16 protein-coding genes are annotated in these 18,757 nt (G+C 52.3%); 9 read left to right on the top strand and 7 right to left on the bottom strand.

The window, feature by feature from the left end:
* Nucleotides 1–13: 13 nt before the first annotated feature.
* Both gspF and gspE read right to left on the bottom strand, forming a co-directional pair.
* Complete coding sequence (gene gspF / locus K5L82_RS04355; protein ID WP_133005468.1) at nt 14–1,225, bottom strand: type II secretion system inner membrane protein GspF; 1,212 nt, start codon at nt 1,223–1,225, stop codon at nt 14–16.
* 3 nt (nt 1,226–1,228) lie between these two features.
* Entirely contained in the window at nt 1,229–2,737 is a 1,509-nt protein-coding gene (gspE, locus tag K5L82_RS04350; protein WP_262492516.1) for a type II secretion system ATPase GspE, read from the bottom strand.
* Nucleotides 2,738–2,942: 205 nt separating this feature from the next.
* Between gspE and K5L82_RS04345 the strand changes: the two genes are divergently transcribed.
* From K5L82_RS04345 to K5L82_RS04305, 9 genes are all read left to right on the top strand, one after another.
* Complete coding sequence (locus K5L82_RS04345; RefSeq protein WP_223133311.1) at nt 2,943–3,599, top strand: type II secretion system protein N; 657 nt, start codon at nt 2,943–2,945, stop codon at nt 3,597–3,599.
* 8 nt (nt 3,600–3,607) lie between these two features.
* Nucleotides 3,608–4,267, top strand: a complete 660-nt coding sequence (locus tag K5L82_RS04340) for a transglutaminase-like cysteine peptidase (protein WP_223133310.1) — start codon at nt 3,608–3,610, stop codon at nt 4,265–4,267.
* 117 nt (nt 4,268–4,384) lie between these two features.
* Complete coding sequence (locus K5L82_RS04335) at nt 4,385–5,989, top strand: FAD-binding oxidoreductase (protein WP_223133309.1); 1,605 nt, start codon at nt 4,385–4,387, stop codon at nt 5,987–5,989.
* 7 nt (nt 5,990–5,996) lie between these two features.
* Complete coding sequence (locus tag K5L82_RS04330) at nt 5,997–7,577, top strand: glycerol-3-phosphate dehydrogenase/oxidase (RefSeq protein ID WP_223133308.1); 1,581 nt, start codon at nt 5,997–5,999, stop codon at nt 7,575–7,577.
* Between the two features lies 1 nt (nt 7,578).
* The gene (locus K5L82_RS04325) at nt 7,579–9,138 is read left to right on the top strand and encodes an FGGY-family carbohydrate kinase (protein ID WP_133005462.1); all 1,560 of its coding nucleotides are present in this window, start codon (nt 7,579–7,581) and stop codon (nt 9,136–9,138) included.
* Nucleotides 9,139–9,396: 258 nt separating this feature from the next.
* Nucleotides 9,397–9,603, top strand: a complete 207-nt coding sequence (locus K5L82_RS04320) for a cold-shock protein (RefSeq protein WP_011784828.1) — start codon at nt 9,397–9,399, stop codon at nt 9,601–9,603.
* A gap of 173 nt (nt 9,604–9,776) precedes the next feature.
* Entirely contained in the window at nt 9,777–10,637 is an 861-nt protein-coding gene (locus K5L82_RS04315; RefSeq protein WP_133005461.1) for a PA4780 family RIO1-like protein kinase, read from the top strand.
* Between the two features lie 9 nt (nt 10,638–10,646).
* Entirely contained in the window at nt 10,647–11,357 is a 711-nt protein-coding gene (locus K5L82_RS04310) for a DUF3581 family protein (RefSeq protein WP_223133307.1), read from the top strand.
* A gap of 13 nt (nt 11,358–11,370) precedes the next feature.
* Nucleotides 11,371–12,063 carry a pseudouridine synthase gene (locus tag K5L82_RS04305; protein WP_133005459.1) on the top strand — a complete coding sequence of 231 codons (693 nt, stop codon included), beginning with the start codon at nt 11,371–11,373 and terminating at the stop codon, nt 12,061–12,063.
* 25 nt (nt 12,064–12,088) lie between these two features.
* On the opposite strand, the gene K5L82_RS04300 is transcribed toward K5L82_RS04305, so the two are convergent.
* The 5 genes from K5L82_RS04300 to K5L82_RS04280 form a co-directional block, all read right to left on the bottom strand.
* A complete protein-coding gene (locus K5L82_RS04300; protein ID WP_133005458.1) occupies nt 12,089–12,928 on the bottom strand; it encodes a putative RNA methyltransferase in 840 nt (279 codons plus the stop codon).
* Nucleotides 12,929–12,956: 28 nt separating this feature from the next.
* Nucleotides 12,957–14,930 carry a diguanylate cyclase domain-containing protein gene (locus tag K5L82_RS04295; RefSeq protein WP_133005457.1) on the bottom strand — a complete coding sequence of 658 codons (1,974 nt, stop codon included), beginning with the start codon at nt 14,928–14,930 and terminating at the stop codon, nt 12,957–12,959.
* Between the two features lie 129 nt (nt 14,931–15,059).
* Entirely contained in the window at nt 15,060–16,619 is a 1,560-nt protein-coding gene (locus K5L82_RS04290; protein WP_223133306.1) for a DUF4139 domain-containing protein, read from the bottom strand.
* A gap of 140 nt (nt 16,620–16,759) precedes the next feature.
* On the bottom strand, nt 16,760–17,302 hold the full coding sequence (locus tag K5L82_RS04285) for a hypothetical protein (protein ID WP_223133305.1): 543 nt from the start codon (nt 17,300–17,302) through the stop codon (nt 16,760–16,762).
* Between the two features lie 75 nt (nt 17,303–17,377).
* A complete protein-coding gene (locus K5L82_RS04280; protein WP_133005455.1) occupies nt 17,378–18,739 on the bottom strand; it encodes a DUF1329 domain-containing protein in 1,362 nt (453 codons plus the stop codon).
* Between the last annotated feature and the right edge of the window lie 18 nt (nt 18,740–18,757).

Below are 18,757 nucleotides of genomic sequence, written 5' to 3'. Positions count from 1 at the left end.
GAGCGGACTCAAGCTAGCCCACCAGATTACTCATGTTCAGAATCGGCAACATGATTGCAAGAACAATGATCAATACCACCACACCCATGATCAACAGCATCATTGGTTCAAACAGACCAACGATCGCGGCGATTTTGGATTGCAGGGTATTTTCCTGCATTCGTGCCGTTCGCTCCAACATGCTATCCAGTTCACCACTGGATTCCCCGCTGGCAATCATATGCAGCATCATCGGGGGAAAATAGCCGGTTTGATCCAAGGCACGATGTAGCGAACCGCCCTCGCTCACCTTACGAGCGGCTTCCCGTAATTCTTGTCGAAGAAAATCGTTCGATAACACTTCTCCCGCAATACGCATGGCCTCAACCAGAGGCACCCCACTGGTGGTCAAAATACTGAGCGTACTGGCGTACCGAGCGGTATTCACGCCACGTACCATACCCGAAAACAACGGTAAATGAAGAAGTTGCTTGTGAAACCTCAACCTAAACCTTGGCTTCGTTAAGGCAACCCGGAACGCGATGATTCCAAGTACCAGGAGGATTAGAAGATAGACACCAAAACTGCCCAAAAAATCCGACACGGCCAGCATGGCCATCGTTAACCCGGGCAAATCCTGACCTTGTTTCAGGAACACTTCTATGATGTCTGGCACCACGTAGGTCAGCAGGAAGACCACGATGGAAATGGCAACGATACTGAGAATGATCGGGTAGATGGCTGCAAGCTGGATTTTCTGACGCGCTTCCTGCCGGCTTTCGGTGTAATCCGCCAGCCGGTTTAACACAAGGTCTAGATGCCCTGCATGCTCGCCGGCAGCGACGGTCGAACGATACAGGCGCGGGAACGCTTTGGGAAATTCGCCAAAGCTATCCGCCAGCGTATAACCTTCCATCACCTTAGAGCGAATGGCAATTAACATACCCCGAATGCGAGGTTTCGCGGTTTGCTGGGCGGTCGCGCTCAGCGCCTGCTCGATGGGAATGCCAGATTGAATTAACGTAGCCAGTTGGCGGGTTACCAACGCCAGATCCGAGGCCGACAAAGAGCCACGGCTGCTTAGTGGATTATTTCGAGTTTGTTTTTCAACTGCCGGTTGTACGGTCAAGGGCGTTAGCCCTTTCTCCCGCAATTGCTGGCGCACCGCCCTCGCTGCATCCGCTTCGACGACACCTTGCTTTTGCTTACCTCTCGGGTCCAGCGCTTTGTACTCATATGCTGGCATGAATTATTTGCTCCGGTGGGTAACGCGCAATACTTCTTCCACGGTGGTCACGCCATCGAGAATTTTCTGGACACCATCAGCATGAATGCTGGGGCTCGACTTCCTCGCTTCGTGTTCAAGCTCGAGTTCCCCTGCCCGCTTGTGAATCTGGGCGCCCAAGGCTTCAGTCACCTCGACAACTTCATAGATGCCAACCCGACCGCGATAACCCAGCTGGTTACAGTGCTCGCACCCTTTGGCGCGGAAGATGGTGGGAGGCTTGGCCGGATCCTGCTGCAGGAACTCACAGTGTTCATCCGTTGGAATGTATGGTTCACGGCATTGATCGCACAATACCCGCACCAAACGCTGGGCAACAATCCCCACCAGGCTGGAGGAAATCAGGAAGGGTTCGATGCCCATATCCATCAAACGGGTAATCGCACCCACTGCCGTATTAGTGTGCAACGTCGACAGCACCAAGTGACCGGTCAAACTCGCTTGTACAGCGATTTCTGCGGTTTCTAAATCCCGGATTTCGCCAATCATGACCACGTCAGGGTCTTGGCGAAGAATGGCCCGTAAGCCCCGGGCAAACGTCATATCAACTTTTTGGTTGACCTGGGTCTGGCCAATGCCTGGCAGGTTATACTCAATAGGGTCTTCGACCGTGAGAATGTTTCGGCTTCGGTCGTTAATTTCTTGCAGGCCCGCATACAACGACGTGGACTTACCCGAACCGGTTGGCCCGGTGACCAGCAAAATTCCGTAAGGGCGATGAATCAGCTTGCGCAATGTTTTCAGGTCGCTTTCACCCATGCCTAACGATTCAAGGCGTATAGCGCCGGCCTGTTTATCCAGCAATCGCAGCACCACACGTTCGCCGCTTGAGGACGGCATGGTGGACACTCGAATATCCACTTCCCTACCAGCAACCCGAAGCGCAATTCGGCCGTCTTGCGGAATTCGTTTTTCCGCAATATCGAGCTTAGCCATAACTTTGATACGAGACACCAACAACGGTGCCAACGCGCGCTTAGGCTGCACAACTTCACGAAGCACGCCATCGATTCGGAAGCGAACGATCAGTTGTTTTTCATAAGTTTCGATGTGCACGTCCGAGGCGCTGGTTTTAACGGCTTCGGTCAAGATGGCATTGATCAAACGAATAATCGGAGCGTCGTCTTCCTGTTCCAGAAGATCTTCTGTTTCTGGCACCGAATCTGCCAGCGACGCCAAGTCCATGTCATCACCGATGCCCTCAACCATCTGCATAGCTTCAGCGGAATCGTTCTGGTAGGCAGCGTTAAGGGCGTCGTCGAACCGACTGGGTTCGATGGTGGAAAAGCGGGCGCGTCCACCGCTCACCCGATTTGCTTCAGCAAGCGCGGTATGGGAGGCGCCAGGCCGAACAAGAATCACCGGCTCGCCCTGTTCGTTCCGAGTAAGGATTACGCCGTTACGCTTGGCAAATGTAAACGGCAGCCTGCCCAGCGGCGAATCTTGCGGCTGAATTTCGGTTTCGGTGATCAACTTTCCCTCGTTAAATCCGTCTCTTCACTGGTTTTTGTTATAGGGCCAGTGTTATCCCAACCTGCCATGCTGTCAGCATTCAAAAAGGCTACCACAGGAATGGGAACCACTAAACAACTCTGTACACTATACTGCCACTAATTACGTTCCGTCTGATAACCTGTGGGCTTTTTAAAGTTCACGCCACTCGTGTTCAGGATTACTGATGCTAGCCACTCCGAAACAAATTTCACGTATTCTAACTATTGCGGTTGCGCTGGCCATGGTTGGCATTTCCGCTTGGCAGGGGTATCAATTCTGGCAATCTGAGCAACGGGCATCAACACCTAAGCCGAGCAGGGCAATCGATTCTATTGCCGACTCAAACGACAATGTTCCTCAAGTAGAACTGGCCAGCCTAGCGGTGTTTGGCAGCCCATCCGCAACTGCAGAATCACCAAGCGAAAACACCGAAAATCTTCCAGAAACCAATCTCAGACTGTCCTTGAGAGGCGTCTTGGCAGCTGAAGGCGAATTTCCGGGCAGCGCTCTGATCGAAGATGACAAAGGTGATACCGAAGCCTACCTGGTAGGTAAGCCTCTTCCCGGCAATGCAACGCTTCGAACCGTGTTTCCGAACCGGGTGATCATTGAACGCCAAGGCAAGCTTGAAAATCTGTACTTCCCCGAAAACGAAAAAAGTACCGGGGTATTCATGGCAGACACAGAAACAAGCCAACAAACCACCTCGCCACCCCCTCAACGGCAAGTGCAAACGCAACAAAGCTCACCTGACCCGCAATCAACCAGCCAGCAGCAACGACGAGAAGAAATCCGAAAACGCTTGGAACAATTGCGCCAGCGGCTACGGAATAATAACTGAGGCTCATTATGGCAACGGCCGCCCTTTCCCGCTCCCGCCGTTCCTTCATCCTGCCTTTGCTGCTAGCAGTTACCTTTGCGAGCGCGCTGGAACTCAGCAACCAGCTGATGAATTACGTGCTCAGTGACTTCGGACAAGAAGCTCACCAGCGTCTGGAAAACTGGCAACGCTTGCACGCCCTTGCCTCCAATGCTCCCGTGGATCGTCAACTTAAACTGGTGAACTCGTTCTTCAATCGGGTTCGATTCATCAGCGACATTCGGCATTGGGGTGAAGAAGACTACTGGGCAACGCCCATAGAGCTTCTAACGACGAATGGCGGTGACTGCGAAGATTTTTCGATTGCCAAGTACCTGACTTTACGCGCCATGGGCGTTCCTGATGAGCAGCTGCGAATTGTGTACGTTAAGGCCTTAGAATTAAATCAAGCCCACATGGTACTTGCTTGGTACGAAACCCCGAGCTCCGATCCCCTGGTGCTCGACAATCTTATAAATGACATTAAGCCAGCGACTCAACGCACTGATTTAGAGCCCGTTTACAGCTTCAATGGTGACGGCCTCTGGCTCAACAAAGAATCCGGGGCCCGGTCCCGGATTGGTGATGCCAAAAAGCTGGAGCGCTGGCAAGACCTCAACGAACGATTGAACAGCGCCCTCACACCCTAAGATCCGTTTTTACGACAACTGTCGCAAAATGACAGTCAGGTTGTCGCACACCGACACACACATTTGGTCATCACTCTATAAAATGCCGCTAACTTACAAATAATGGAGTAGGCATAAATGCGACGCTGGAACGGTTGGGGTGATGACAAATTTAACCTGGATATCCCAGAGGGCGGCCAAGACTTTCTGGCTGAACGCATCGGGCAAGCCAGCGCGCTGAGTGATTGCACGCTGGAAGAAGTGTGCGCCAAAGTTCCGGAATCCCGCCTACCTTCTTTTGACGGCCTGCGCGGCCTGATCGATACCAGCGCCGAAACCCGTGTGCGCCACGCCCGCGGTCAGAGCCTCCCAGATTGGCTGGCAATGCGCAGCGGTGAAGTTGGCCTGTTTCCAGATGGAGTCAGTCTCCCCAGCACCAACTCGGAAGTGCAGAAACTTCTCAAGTACGTTCAAGAGAACGACGTTCACCTGATTCCGTACGGCGGCGGCACCAGCGTCGCCGGACACATCAACCCGGTTGATCAGGGCAAACCTGTACTTACGGTCAGCCTCGCCAATATGAATCGTCTGATTGACCTTGACCGTGAGAGCCAGTTGGCCACATTCGGAGCAGGAACTCCCGGTCCATTGGTTGAATCGCAACTTCGTGCACATGGGTACACCTTGGGCCATTTCCCTCAATCGTTTGAACTGTCTACCGTTGGCGGGTGGGTTGCTTCCCGCTCCAGCGGACAGCAGTCGCTGCGTTATGGCCGAATTGAGCAGCTGTTCGCAGGCGGTCGCATCGAAACGCTTCAGGGAACGCTGGATATTCCTACCATCCCAGCCTCAAGTGCCGGCCCGGATATCCGTGAAATGATTCTGGGCTCAGAAGGCCGCCTTGGATTGATAACTGAAGTGAAAGTCCGAATTACCCGGTTGCCGGAACACGAGCGTTTCCATGTCGTGTTTTTCCCAAATTGGGACCAAGCCCGAACAGCCGCCCGAATGCTGGTTCAGAACCGAATTCAACTGTCCATGCTACGGCTTAGTAACGCCATTGAAACCGAAACCCAACTCGCCTTGGCCGGCCACCCAGGCCTGATCAACCTTCTGGAGAAGTTCTTGTCACTTCGTGGCGCGGATGAAGGTAAATGCATGATGACCTTCGGCGTGACTGGCTCGAAAGACCAGGCATCGGCTAGCCTGAAGCAAGCCCGCAAGGTTTGTAAGGAATACAACGGTGTGTACACCGGCACCAATCTGGGCTCTAAATGGGCTGAAAAACGCTTTACCATGCCCTACCTTCGTGAAGCCCTCTGGCAGATGGGCTATGCCGTAGACACGCTGGAGACCGCAACAGATTGGGATAACGTTGACAGCTTGCTGGAGAAAATAGAGGCCAGCTTGCGGACTGGGCTTGAAAATAAACAAGAGAAGTCTCACGTCTTTACGCACCTATCTCATTTTTATGGCCAGGGCTGCTCGATTTACACCACTTACGTGTTCCGTGTTGCCGACACCTACGCTGAGACACTTCAGCGTTGGAAGCACCTTAAAAACACCACGTCGGAGATCATCGTTCGTAACGGCGGCACCATCAGCCATCAGCATGGGGTCGGCAAAGACCACGCGCCCTTTATGCCAGCAGAGAAAGGTGAGCTGGGCATGCGGGCTATCCGGGCCCTGACGACCAGCTTCGACCCGGATAAACGCCTGAATCCGACCACGCTGCTGGATTGATAAGGCCATGGATAAGACGCGGCAGGAAGTTCTGACAGAACTGCGTAGCAACGCTCAATTTGATGTCGTCATCGTCGGTGGCGGCATTACTGGCGCAGGTGCTGCTCGGGAGGCCGCAGGCAGCGGCTTACGTACACTACTGGTGGAGCAGAAAGACTTCGCCTGGGGCACGTCTAGTCGATCCTCGAAAATGGTTCACGGTGGCCTTCGATATCTGGGTAGTGGCCACATTGGTCTAACCCGTCAAGCGGTACGTGAACGCCAACGCATGATGGAAGAAGCGCCCGGACTGGTTGAGCCGTTACCGTTTTTGATGCCTCATTTCAAAGGCAAGTTTCCGGGCCCCCGCATTTTCCAAGTGCTGCTTGCCGTCTATGACAAACTCGCAGGGGTTCGTACACGAGAAAAGCTTACCCCCGGTGAAACCCTTCAGTGGGTGCCCGGGCTCGTGCAGAACAACTTGATTGCGACCAGCCGCTTTACCGATGCACTGACCGACGACGCACGTTTGGTTCAGCGCTTGATCTCCGAGGCCCAAACCGATGGCGCGACATGCCTGAACTATGTAGCGGCATCCGAGATTATTCGTGATGAAAATGGCTACGTCAGCGGCATTAACGTAACACCAGAAGGCGAAAGCCCCATTCACATCCAGACCAAACGTGTGATCAATGCTACGGGGGCGTGGGCAGACCGGCTTCAGAAACAGGGGCCTCACGACACTCCCCTGCATATACGGCCTCTGCGTGGCAGTCATCTTGTACTTCCGTGGCAACGGCTTCCGGTAACCTGCGCAGTTTCACTTCTGCACCCAGAGGACGGACGCCCGGTATTCGCCTTCCCCTGGCGTGGCACGACTGTTTTGGGGACAACCGACCTCGACCACAAAGGAGACTTGAATCTTGAGCCCAGCATCACCGAAGCCGAAGTCCGCTATCTATTGAAGGTGTCATCAAAGCTCTTCCCCAGTTCGTCGGTTAAAGCTCAAGACGCATTGTCGAGCTGGGCCGGTGTGCGCCCTGTTGTTACCAGCGGCGAAGGAAAATCACCCTCCAAAGAAAACCGAGAACACGCCCTGCGAAGTGACAAAGGCTTAGTCAGCGTTGCTGGCGGAAAACTTACGACCTTCCGGCAGATTGCCCGTGAATCCTTAATGGCAGTGTTTGAGGGCGACAAATCCGTTTTAAGAGATGAACGCGCGTTAGTGTTTTCTGCATCGCCAGACGACCCAACCATTGCATTGCACAACAAGCTAACTCTTAGCCGGCTTAAGGGTTTTTACGGGCAACATCTAACAGCGATGCTTGCAGGGAAGCCATACGACTATGTGGCCGGCACAACCACGTTGTGGGCCGAACTGGAATGGGCCTGCACCCAGGAACAAGTTATCCATTTAGATGATTTGCTACTGCGCCGAACGCGGCTGGGGCTGGTGTTGCCGAATGGCGCTGAAGCGCTCTTTGCCGAGCTTCATCATCGGTGCCTGCCTCTGCTCGGCTGGAGCGAAGACCAATGGCAAGCCGAGGTCGACCGCTACCTGACGCTGTATCACCAGTCATACAGCTTATCCGCTGCGGGAGGTGTATGAGATGGCTGACGATTCACTAATATTGGCCATCGACAATGGCACTCAAAGCGTTCGGGCACTGCTGTTTGACAGGCACGGCAATCTAGTGGGCAAAGGCAAACAAGAGATCGAGCCTTACTTCTCGGAACAACCCGGCTGGGCGGAGCAACATCCCGAATACTTTTGGGAGAACCTTGGGTTGGCCTGCCAGTCTCTGTGGCGCAACACCAGCGCTAAGCCCGAGCAGGTTCTGGGCGTTACCGTCACCACTCAACGCGGCACGGTGATCAATTTGGACGCGAATGGCAAACCACTGCGCCCTGCTATTATCTGGCTGGATCAACGGCACGCGACCGTAAACGGTCCCGTGAAAGGCCTTTGGGGGGCCGTGTTCAAACTAATCGGTGCCGAAGAGCCCATCAAGCGGTTTCGCGAGAAAACCCAAGCCAACTGGATCATTCAAAACCAACCGGACATCTGGGCGCAAACCCACAAATATCTCCTGCTTTCAGGATATCTGAATTATCGACTTACGGGTGAGTACCGCGATTCTACCGGCAGTCAGGTCGGTTATTTACCGTTTGATTACAAGAAGCACCGCTGGGCCGGCAAGCACGACTTCAAATGGCAGATCACCCCGATTACCCGCGATATGCTGCCGGATCTGGTCGAGCCTGGAGAAAAACTCGGTGAGTTGCTGCCCGTGGCCGCCGAACATATGGGCTTACCGAGCGGCTTACCAGTGATTGCCGCGGCTTCAGACAAAGCGTGCGAAATTCTCGGCTCTGGTGGCTTGTCGCCAGAAACGGCCTGCATGAGTTATGGCACCACCGCCACGATCAATACCACCAACCGAAAGTACGTTGAACCCACTCGCTTAATGCCGCCTTACCCTTCGGCGCTACCAGGCCATTACTCTTCGGAAGTTATGATCTACCGGGGCTTTTGGATGGTGAGTTGGTTCAAGCAGGAATTTGGTTTGCGTGAGCAGCGAATTGCCGAACAAAAAGGAATCGAAGCGGAAGCTCTGTTCGATGAGTTGGTTAATTCTGTTCCGCCGGGCTCCATGGGCTTGATGCTGCAACCTTACTGGAGCCCTGGCGTGCGTCAGCCCGGCCCAGAAGCAAAAGGTTCGATCATCGGTTTTGGCGATGTGCATACGCGAGCACACATCTATAGAGCCATTCTGGAAGGGTTGGCTTACGCACTACGGGAAGGTAAAGAACGGCTGGCAAAGCGTAACGGAAAAGCCATTAAACGATTAAGGGTCGCAGGCGGCGGGTCTCAAAGCGATGCTGCTATGCAGCTGACGGCGGATATTTTCGGTCTACCCGCAGAAAGACCACACACCTATGAAACGTCAGGCCTGGGCGCAGCGATCGATGCTTCTGTCGGCTTGGGACTCCACCCGGATTTTAAAACAGCCGTAAACGCGATGACGCGCGTGGGGGAAGTTTTCGAGCCATCGAACGAAGCGTCTGCCCTCTATGAAAAGCTGTATTCAGAAGTGTACTTGGAAATGTATGATCGCTTACAGCCACTGTATCGTAAGATACGAAATATCACGGGATACCCAAAATAGCGGGCCAATTTCTATTTGGCCCGCTATGGGTTTTTGCCTATTAAAAATAACTTTGCAAAGCCATCTAGTAGGAGTAAAGTGACCGTCGTTGGAAAGATTTAGCAAAGCATTCATCAATAAGACGTATACCTGTTGTCATCAGTAGTGCATCGTCCTGTTTATGATCACGCAAGTTTTTTGTTTCCGCACAACCCGCTGATCTAGCGCCATGAAGGCGAATAGACAGCACATAAAATGATTGAGTTCAGGATTATATATATGTCTACTGTTACCGGTACTGTTAAGTTTTTCAACGAATCCAAAGGTTTTGGTTTTATCACTCGCGAAGGCGGCCCTGACGTGTTCGTTCACTACAGTGCCATCCAAGGCGGCGGATTCAAGACTCTGGCAGAAGGCCAGCAGGTTGAGTTCACCGTAACTCAGGGCCAGAAAGGTCCTCAGGCGGAAAACGTAGTAGGTCTGTAATTTACAGCCCTCCAGCGTTTTAAAAAAGGCAGCTTCGGCTGCCTTTTTGCGTATTAGGCTGATAATTCTCCTCCCCTACCGCTGCAAATCTTCCCTCAATTGTTAAACTGCTTTAAAACGGAAACAATCCGACAAGCGTAATCACAACAGAAACCATCGGATAGCAAAAACGCATGAAAATACCCAAGCGATTACAGCCCCTAGTCGACGACGGCCTGGTGGATGAGGTGCTGTATCAGTTAATGAGCGGCAAAGAAGCTCAAGTATTCGTGGTTCGCTGTGGCGACAGTGTTCGCTGCGCGAAAGTCTACAAAGAGGCTCAGAAACGCAGCTTTAAACAAGCCGTTCAATACCAGGAAGGTCGAAAGGTCAGGAACAGCCGCCGAGCTCGGGCGATGAGCAAGAAAACACGGTACGGCCAAAAAGAGCAGGAAGATGCCTGGCTGAACGCTGAGGTCGATGCTCTATACCGTCTTGCACAGGCCGAAGTGCGCGTACCAGAGCCTTTTGGGTTTGTTGACGGTGTACTTCTGATGGAAATGATCTCGGATGAAGACGGCAAAGCAGCTCCGCGATTAGACGATGTGGTACTAACACTGGAACAAGCTAAGGCTTACCATAGCCAGGTCATATCTGACGTCGTTCGAATGTTGTGTGCGGGTTTAATCCACGGCGACCTCTCCGAGTTCAACGTTCTTGTCGATCCTCAAGGCCCGGTCATTATCGACTTGCCGCAAGCGGTTAACGCGTCAGGGAACAATAACGCTGAACGGATGCTAGAGCGTGATGTTGACAACATGCGTCGCTATTTCGGGCGCTTTGCACCGGAATTGTTGAATACGGACTACGGCAAAGAAATCTGGGCACTTTATGAATCTGGAGAACTCTACCCCGACACCGTACTTACCGGTTGCTTCCAACACAACACCGAAAGTGCAGATGTGGATGAGCTCATCGAGATTATTGAAGCAGCCAAAGAAGAAGAACGGGATCGCCAAGAGCGCCTACACGAGGCAGAAGCCGGTAATGATTAAAGGAACTTTATGTTTTTAGACCGCTTTTATTCTATAGAAAATGAACGGGTTGTTATCACAGCGCGTCAGGCGAGCCTCTTTGCAAAGGAAGTAGCCGGAGATTTCAATCCAATCCACGACGTGGATGCTCGCCGCTTTTGCGTGCCGGGTGATCTGCTGTTTGCCATCGTGCTATCACGCTTTGGATTGTCCAGCTCCATGACGTTCAAATTCCAGAGCTTGCTGGGCGCGGAGGTACCGCTCGATTTTCGTGAAGGTGAAGACGGCACGATAGAAGTTTGCGACGAAGCGGGTAAAATCTACATTAAAGTTAGCCGCAGCGGTGAGCACACCCGCGACGAAGAGACCATCGAGGAATTCATCCGATGCTACGTTTCAACCTCAGGTAAAAACTTCCCCCATACTTTAAAGCCGCTCATGGAATCACACGGCGTAATGTTCAACCCTGACCGCCCAATGGTGATGTATCAGAGTATGAGCCTGACTCTTGAGCAGCTCAATACCTCCAGCCCGGACCTGGAACTGAGCAATACCAAGCTGGAGGCGGCAGGGAAACGAGGCAACGTCACGCTGGACTACCGACTGTTGTCAGATGGACAGCCAGTTGGAGAAGTATCCAAACACATCATGCTCGGCGGTCTTCGGGAATACTGCCCGGATGCGATGGAACAGGTTATCGAAGAGTTTTATCGGCTAAAAGCTAAGGGCACAGGCGCGTAAGCGGCCACTTCCTATGAAGTTATCCCGCATGGTGAGTAATCAAAACGGCGTGAGTCGCAAACGCGCTAACGCCTTGATTGCCACCGGTCGTGTTTCGGTGAATGGCAAGGTGTGCAGGAACACACAACATGACGTAAGCGAGTTTTGCGCCGTCACCGCAGACGGCGACGTTATTCAACAGGCTCGGCCCTCCCGGTACATTATGCTCAATAAGCCCGCTGGCTACTTAAGCGCAACCGTCGACGATATCCATCCGACCGTACTCAAGTTGATTGACCCCGCCCTTCACGAAGACCTGCATATAGGCGGGCGCCTGGATCGCGCCAGCACTGGCCTCCTGATACTAACCAACGACGGCAATTGGTCTCGTCGGCTGACGGAACCGGAAATCAAAATTCCCAAAGTGTATCGAGTAACAACAGAAAACCCGATCACTGCAGACACTCATCAGCGATTTTCGGATGGCATCTGGTTCGAGTACGAACAGCTGACCACCTCGCCGGCTCAGATTGAAGTACTTGACGAGCGCGAAGCGCGAATAACCATTTACGAAGGCCGATATCATCAAGTGAAACGAATGTTTCACGCTGTTGGCAACCGAGTCACGTCACTTCATCGAGAACGTATGGGCAGAATACAACTCGATGACGAGTTAACAGCTGGCGAGCATCGACCACTTACCGCCGAAGAAATTGCCTCCGTCTAACCACAGCCATCACGCAATCGGTTGCTCAAACTCGCTCGAACGTGTGCAAACAAACATCGACCGTCAAAGACAAAGATTCCAAAGCAGCGGCCCTTGCCCTACCCTCTTGGCTGGCTCGGTAGAGGTGGGGGGTCATGGCGAGTAGGTCAGCAATCGACTCTGCGCCAGCTAAATGCAGTGGGAAACGAATATCTTCGCTCGCTCGGCGACGGAAACCTTCCGGGGCACTTGAAACCTTCTTGGATTCGGTTCGCACTTCCGGATAGATAATCTCTCTTAATTCCCGCAGGTGATCCTGCCCGGCATCGACCTGAATCAGCAACCCACCTGGTCGGAGTACCCGTACAAACTCCGAATAGACCGGAAAACCGAACATACACAAGATTCTGTCGAGCGACTCAGATACAACCGGCAAATTCGCATTACTACCCACTACCCAGTTAGCCCGCGTGTCTTGCTTCGCACCTGATAATACGGCCCATTTAGAAATATCGAGCCCTAGCAAACACCATTCGACATGGTCAGCGCTATGCTCAAGCTGGCGGAGATAATAACCCTCTCCACAACCCGCATCCAGGCAACTTAAAGGCGAACCATTAACCGCACCGACTAAGGCGGCCTTTGTTACCGCTTCTGCGATTGGCCGATAAAAACCTGCCTCAAGGAATCGCTGACGCGCGGAAACCATCGCCTTACTGTCTCCCGGATCCTTGGAGCGCTTTTTCTGCACGGGAAGCAAATGGACATACCCTTGCCTAGCGACATCGAAACTGTGTCCACTCTCACACCGCCAGCTTTTTTCCTCTCGACAGAGAGGCATGCCGTCTAGTGGGCATGCCAGGTGTTCGAAGGGTACAACACTCATGAGTGATTCCTGAATCTATAAAAGACATTTACCTTGGGTGGTCATCGTCACTGCTCGGCAAAAGGTACTCGTTCACGTAAATCTGGTTTTTACCTCTGCGTTTAGCTTCGTACATAGCCTTGTCAGCACTTTGCATGACGCCTTCAATGGTTAAGCCCGCGCCCCTGGCAATAGTGATCCCAATACTCACGCCCACTCGCGCAACCCCCAATGGCAACACTACAGGGAGTGAAACGGCAGCAAGAATCTTCTCAGCCACCACCCTTGCGTTCTCAGTAGACGACACCTCGGGCAGAAGGACGATAAATTCATCGCCCCCCATTCTTACTACCGTATCGGTTTCACGAACGTTTCGCTCTAAACGCTCCGCGATGTCTTTAAGCAATATATCGCCGGCGTCGTGGCCGTAGGTATCGTTGACTTGCTTAAAATGATCAAGATCGAGGAACATTAATCCTAGGTGACGGGCATGGCGGCCTGATAATGCGATAGCCAACTGCATACGATCTTCCAGAACGCGACGGTTTGGAAGGCCCGTTAGGCTGTCTTTGAAAGCCAAGCTGTGAATGGTTTCCTGATACTCCTTTATTTCAGAAAAATCCTGAAAAGAGATCACAACACCTTCATCACCGGTATCGCTGGTAAGAGGCGCGGCATTGAGGATGACCGGTATCGTCGAATCGTCTTTACGGCGAAACTCTTCGTTTTTGCTCCGATAGAGCTGCCGAGTTTTCATGACATCCATTACGGAACAATTGGGATCATTCTGCTCGTGAACGTGGAATACCTCATGGCCTTGCTTATGGACAAGATCGTGCGCCTCCCAGCCTAATATCCGCTCAGCTTCCGGGTTCATGTACGTCAACACGCCATCTTTATCCATGACAATCAAGCCGTCACCCAATACGCTGGAGATTTTCCAGAAGCGTTTCGACTGTCGTTCGTTTTCTCGGCGTAGCTCCCGTCTCTTGTGAATCAGGAAGTGGGTATAAAAGGAAATAACAAGGGTAAGGAACACACCAATAATGTAGAAGCCTATTACCCAGGGATGGTTCAAAAGTGCCGAAGATGGCAGTGCGGAACTTGGTATGAACGAAACGGTCTTCCAAGTGTATTGCTCGGTTGAAAAGTCTTCATTGGATTGTTTCAATGGATGGACAGTTTCGTAAACAAATAGCCCGCTGCCTGTTTCAATCCACCCATGATCATCCGCCAAAATCCTTTCAAGTGCCTCGGGATAATCCCGGGCAAAGGACGACGGAAGCCCAAACATGAAACCCCACTCATCGTGTTCATCCGGCCCGGCAATGACATGTCCTTCCTTGTTCAGTAGAAACGCGGGATAAGAACCTGCCATTCCTGTATCAAAGGTGTTCAACAGAGCATCACCTTTCATGTTGAGAATCACTAACCCTTGATTACCGGTTTTCTCATCGACAACCCGCGTCCCAAAACGGATCATGGGCTTGAACGGCACCTCAACCTGTCCTGTCTCGACATTCAAATCTAGGGGCGAGACGTAAACTTCACCCTTTGAGAGGGCAGCCGTTTCGATGACATAATACCGCTCGCCCTTAAACTGCATCGCCGCGTCTTGCCTATTAAAAACTCGTTGATTGGTTTTTTCTAACCTGACAAGCTCCATGCCACCGTAGTCGAGAAAGCGCAATTGGCTATAATTGGTTTTATTTTCTAGCTGAACACGAAAGACCGTTTGGAGCGCACCTTTCCATTCCTCACTGCGCCCACGATTAAATCGAACCGCTGCGGGCATCGTTGCGATAGCAAGAAGATCGTCCGCGGTATACTCGAAAATTTGCTCAAGCAGGCCCGATGTCATCCTGTTTTTTGCCTGTTCAGCGACCTTTAGATCGTCGCTTTGCAGCGCTGCTTGATATTTAAGCGCGCCGTAAACCAGCAACGTAAATACGAATACGCAAACGAACCCAATTATTAGAGCTGATTTGACGAATCCTTTTTCCTTCCAAAAGGTATTTTCCATGCGCAATCGTACAACCTAAACGTGCGGAATGATCAGACAATCATGAGGCATAACGCCTCATTGTGCACGATTTACCGGCGAAAACGCCGGATAAACCGGCATTTTCGCTAACTTCGATAAATCTTGGGGTTACAATGGTGGCAACTCAGTCCCGTCCGGCACCCGCACCTCAAAACCGGATTTCACGCTTTTGGTCTTCCCAGCCGGGACTTCACGATCCCAAACCAACACGCCCTTCTTATCCTCAAAATTACGTTGAACAGGCTCGCTGATTTCCAAGGGTTTAACGGTTAGCACATCTTGCTCAGAAACAGGAATTCGATCGAATACTTTAACCCGGATCGGTTTATCGTGATGATTGGTGATATCAAATCGGTTTTGGCGACGCTGCACGTTCTCACTTTTCCAGATGCCCTCCTCGCCGGTTTTCTCGAGTTCGTTGATCACAGCAATGCTCACCGCTTGATCAGCACCAAAGCCTAAGGCAATGTCTTCGCCGGGAGAAAGCTCGCCGAGATGCCATTGGCCGACACTTTGACCATCTCTATAGAGCATCGCTTGCCCTGCGGGTATCGGCACCTCACCCTTGAAAACGCCTTTTGCATGGATATAACCCGTAGGGTCCAGCACCGGTGCTGACCACACCGCTACCTCAACAGGTACGATGTGGTCAGCCACTTTAAAGCGTTGCCCGGAGGCATCACTTGGAATCTGAACCGGTCCAGACAATCGATAGCTTTGGGTAAACGTGCTGGCTCGTTCAGCAATTGCAGAATCGGCCATTGACGAGCCCGCCCGCATTTCAGCCATCGGCGCGAGCGCCTTGGCCTGGAAACGCTCAGGCTGACCAGGGATCACAACCCACGAGTTAACCGGGGGCATGGACGTTCCCTTTCGAGCGCTGGCGGTTGCGAGCTGCACTTGAACATCGTCCCAATCGGTACCCGTTGTCTGCTGAACAACCGCCACATGCTCCAAGATCAGTTCACCGCCCGCACTACCTTTAGTGTTCAAACGCGCATTGTATTCACTGCGCCAACGGGCCTCGGAAGTCTGGAACCGAAGTTTTATTTGAGCTGAGCCACTGTTCGGCGCCCGATAATAAACCTTCACGTTCTTGGTTGCTTTGGCGTTTTGGGTGGTTTGAGAAAGCTCACGCGTAAGACGGTCTTTCAAAGCAAGATCTTCCTTCATGCTTTCCCGTGTTTCGCGTATTTCCGCTAACGCAGACTGTGTTGTCTCTTTCAATGCGATTGCCAGCTCGCTTAACTCAGATGCAGTGAGTTCATTAGGCGATTGGGCTGCATGAGTCATGAGGGTGACTTGTTGTTTCCAGGAGCTGATGAGGTCTTCTTGTTCCTGGATACGCAGATTTACTTCGGACAACTCTTGCCGTATCCGGCGTGCTTCGGCAGCCACGAAGTCTTCACGCTCGGCTCTGCTCACCTGGATCTGCTGCAACGTCGCCCCCGGAACACCATCGAGCATTACCTGTAACGACTGATCTTGCAGACTCAACGGGAGGCCATTTATCTCAATCGTACCCGTTCCCGCATTAATCTGTTCCGACTCATGCCACGTTAACTCTGCATGAGAAGGATACAGCGTTGCCTCAGCAATTTTCGCAAATGTCGGTAACGGTATAGCCGAAAGCGAGATCGCTAATGTCAGCAGGCCAAGTTTATTCATGTGAAGTTCCTTGTGTGCGCAGCCAATTGAGTCAGGCGCATCCTATCGGTTTTGGAGGTGCTTGCCATGGCGAGGGTAATAAATGCGTAGCAAGAAAGGATAGCAGAATAAGGTAGTTGGGGAGATTACACGAGAGGCTTTTAGGTTACAAAGGAGAAACCTTTCAACCACTTGAGGGGTGAACTTAGAGCGCTTTGTTTACGCTTGTCAGGCGTGGCCGTAACATTGATTTGTTGTATAGCGCGGGCTAAAAGCAGGCTATTCGCGGCCGCATTATGTTCGTCACGGCGAGCCAAGAGGTAGCGATGCAACTCGAATCGTCTGCGGGAAGGCACGGCGTGTTCTATGGGGATCAGCTTTGCAGGGCATCTTTTGCCTGCAGACCTGAACAGTTTATCTAGCCACCGCTGGTCTTGGATTGGAGATTCAGAATATACCGGATAGTGTTTTAATAGATCGTCAACACGTCGGGCAACGTAGGCTGTCGTCCCACCTCGGTCGCAACATTCTTGTCTTGTCAGCCCGTGACGAACTACATCATGACTCCATTTTTCCCAGCCATGCACATTATCGAGGTTGATGAGAGTGGAATAAGACTCAGATCCGTCAATACGGCGCCAAGCAATCTCAGCCGGGTAACTTTGCTCACCCATGCCACTTGCTTGTATATCGAGTATGTACATTGGTGAACTCCTACCCTAGATAGGGGCCCGACCGGTGTGTACACCGGCCGAGGCCTACTTCAAGGAGTCAATCGATTAACGAACACCTGCGCGACGCAGAGCAGCCGGAGTGTATTCTCGTGAGCTTCGCTCAACATCGTACGAGTACGGATCGCTCTCTTCATTGGTCATACCCATGACCAGGTAGCGGCCAGACAGAAGGTCATACAGCGTTTCGAAGGCGTAACCCGGAATGCGCGCATCATAGACCTGCATGGCATGAGCTTCCGCTACACGCCACAAGTTGTCGCGGCCGTCGTAGTGGTCAACCACGGCAATCTGCCAGGTGTCTTCATCGATGTAGAAATCACGCTTCTTGTACACGTGCCGCTCGCCGTCTTTCAGGGTAGCGGTCACGTGCCACACACGGTGCAGCTCGTAACGTGCCAGCTCTTGATTTACGTGACCTGGCTTGATGATGTCTTTGTAGCTCAGGTCTTCACTCGCCATACGGTAGGAGTTGTAAGGGATGTAAAGCTCTTTACGGCCCTTAAGTTCCCAGTTGTATTTGTCTGGCGCACCGTTATACAGGTCAAGGTTGTCTGACGTACGCTGGCCGTCAGCCGCGGTACCCGGACCATCATAAGCAACACTCGGGGCGCGACGCACACGACGCTGACCAGAGTTGTACAACCATGCACGACGTGGCTCTTTAACCTGGTTGATGGTTTCGTGAACCAGCAACACGTTACCGGCCAAACGAGACGGTGCAGTGATAGTCTGCTTGAAGTAGAACATAACGTTCTCGTCTTCAGACGGATCATAGTCCTTCAACTGGACTCGTTCAGTGAACGACTCAGTGAACTTAACGGCACTGAAGTCACCGTTAGGCTGAGGAGTCACCTGCGCAACGTTGCGGGTTACCGAGCCGCCACGGTAGCGCGTGATGTGGTTGAAGATTGCCTCAAGACCGTTCTTTGGAATGGGGAACGGAATGGCTGTCTGGTAATTGCTTAAACCGTTACCGCTCTCAATCAGCGAGACGTCAGTGGCATTTGCCTTCGTCTTGTTTTGAACAACTTCCGGGTAAGCACCCGTACGACGAGTTTCATAAACCGGGATGAAATAACTGTCGTAAGTTTTGATCATCGCAACCTGACCCGGGGTCAGCTTGTCGGCGTATTCGTTGACGTTGCTTTGATCAATCCGGAACAGCTCTTTGTCATTCGGAAACGGATCCACGTAACGGCCGTCGCTTTTATAGTTGGCCGGCGGAGTTACCAAACCACCGTCCCATGCAGGGATAGCCTCGCCATTGCCGGCCTTGATCGCGCCCATCGGAGTCAGCGTATCGCCAAGCTTAGCGGCTTCATCCTGAGACACCCCGGCGGATGCCGAGCCTCCAGCCAGCATGGCGCTGGCGACTGCGCTGTATAGGAACGTACGTATCATTTTCATAAGTCAGGTCTCCTTGAG

Origin of the sequence: Marinobacter sp. AL4B, from assembly GCF_019916045.1 — a bacterium.
Classification (GTDB): domain Bacteria; phylum Pseudomonadota; class Gammaproteobacteria; order Pseudomonadales; family Oleiphilaceae; genus Marinobacter.
The sequence above is the reverse complement of the archived record's forward strand: the minus strand, read 5'-3'. Positions and strand labels throughout refer to the sequence as shown.

Excerpts from the sequence above, each read along its gene's own strand:
- gspF (WP_133005468.1), bottom strand. The coding sequence starts at position 1,225 with ATGCCAGCATATGAGTACAAAGCGCTGGACCCGAGAGGTAAGCAAAAG.
- K5L82_RS04345 (WP_223133311.1), top strand. The coding sequence starts at position 2,943 with ATGCTAGCCACTCCGAAACAAATTTCACGTATTCTAACTATTGCGGTT.
- K5L82_RS04340 (WP_223133310.1), top strand. The coding sequence starts at position 3,608 with ATGGCAACGGCCGCCCTTTCCCGCTCCCGCCGTTCCTTCATCCTGCCT.
- K5L82_RS04335 (WP_223133309.1), top strand. The coding sequence starts at position 4,385 with ATGCGACGCTGGAACGGTTGGGGTGATGACAAATTTAACCTGGATATC.
- K5L82_RS04330 (WP_223133308.1), top strand. The coding sequence starts at position 5,997 with ATGGATAAGACGCGGCAGGAAGTTCTGACAGAACTGCGTAGCAACGCT.
- K5L82_RS04325 (WP_133005462.1), top strand. The coding sequence starts at position 7,579 with ATGGCTGACGATTCACTAATATTGGCCATCGACAATGGCACTCAAAGC.
- K5L82_RS04320 (WP_011784828.1), top strand. The coding sequence starts at position 9,397 with ATGTCTACTGTTACCGGTACTGTTAAGTTTTTCAACGAATCCAAAGGT.
- K5L82_RS04315 (WP_133005461.1), top strand. The coding sequence starts at position 9,777 with ATGAAAATACCCAAGCGATTACAGCCCCTAGTCGACGACGGCCTGGTG.
- K5L82_RS04310 (WP_223133307.1), top strand. The coding sequence starts at position 10,647 with ATGTTTTTAGACCGCTTTTATTCTATAGAAAATGAACGGGTTGTTATC.
- K5L82_RS04305 (WP_133005459.1), top strand. The coding sequence starts at position 11,371 with ATGAAGTTATCCCGCATGGTGAGTAATCAAAACGGCGTGAGTCGCAAA.
- K5L82_RS04300 (WP_133005458.1), bottom strand. The coding sequence starts at position 12,928 with ATGAGTGTTGTACCCTTCGAACACCTGGCATGCCCACTAGACGGCATG.
- K5L82_RS04295 (WP_133005457.1), bottom strand. The coding sequence starts at position 14,930 with ATGGAAAATACCTTTTGGAAGGAAAAAGGATTCGTCAAATCAGCTCTA.
- K5L82_RS04290 (WP_223133306.1), bottom strand. The coding sequence starts at position 16,619 with ATGAATAAACTTGGCCTGCTGACATTAGCGATCTCGCTTTCGGCTATA.
- K5L82_RS04285 (WP_223133305.1), bottom strand. The coding sequence starts at position 17,302 with ATGTACATACTCGATATACAAGCAAGTGGCATGGGTGAGCAAAGTTAC.
- K5L82_RS04280 (WP_133005455.1), bottom strand. The coding sequence starts at position 18,739 with ATGAAAATGATACGTACGTTCCTATACAGCGCAGTCGCCAGCGCCATG.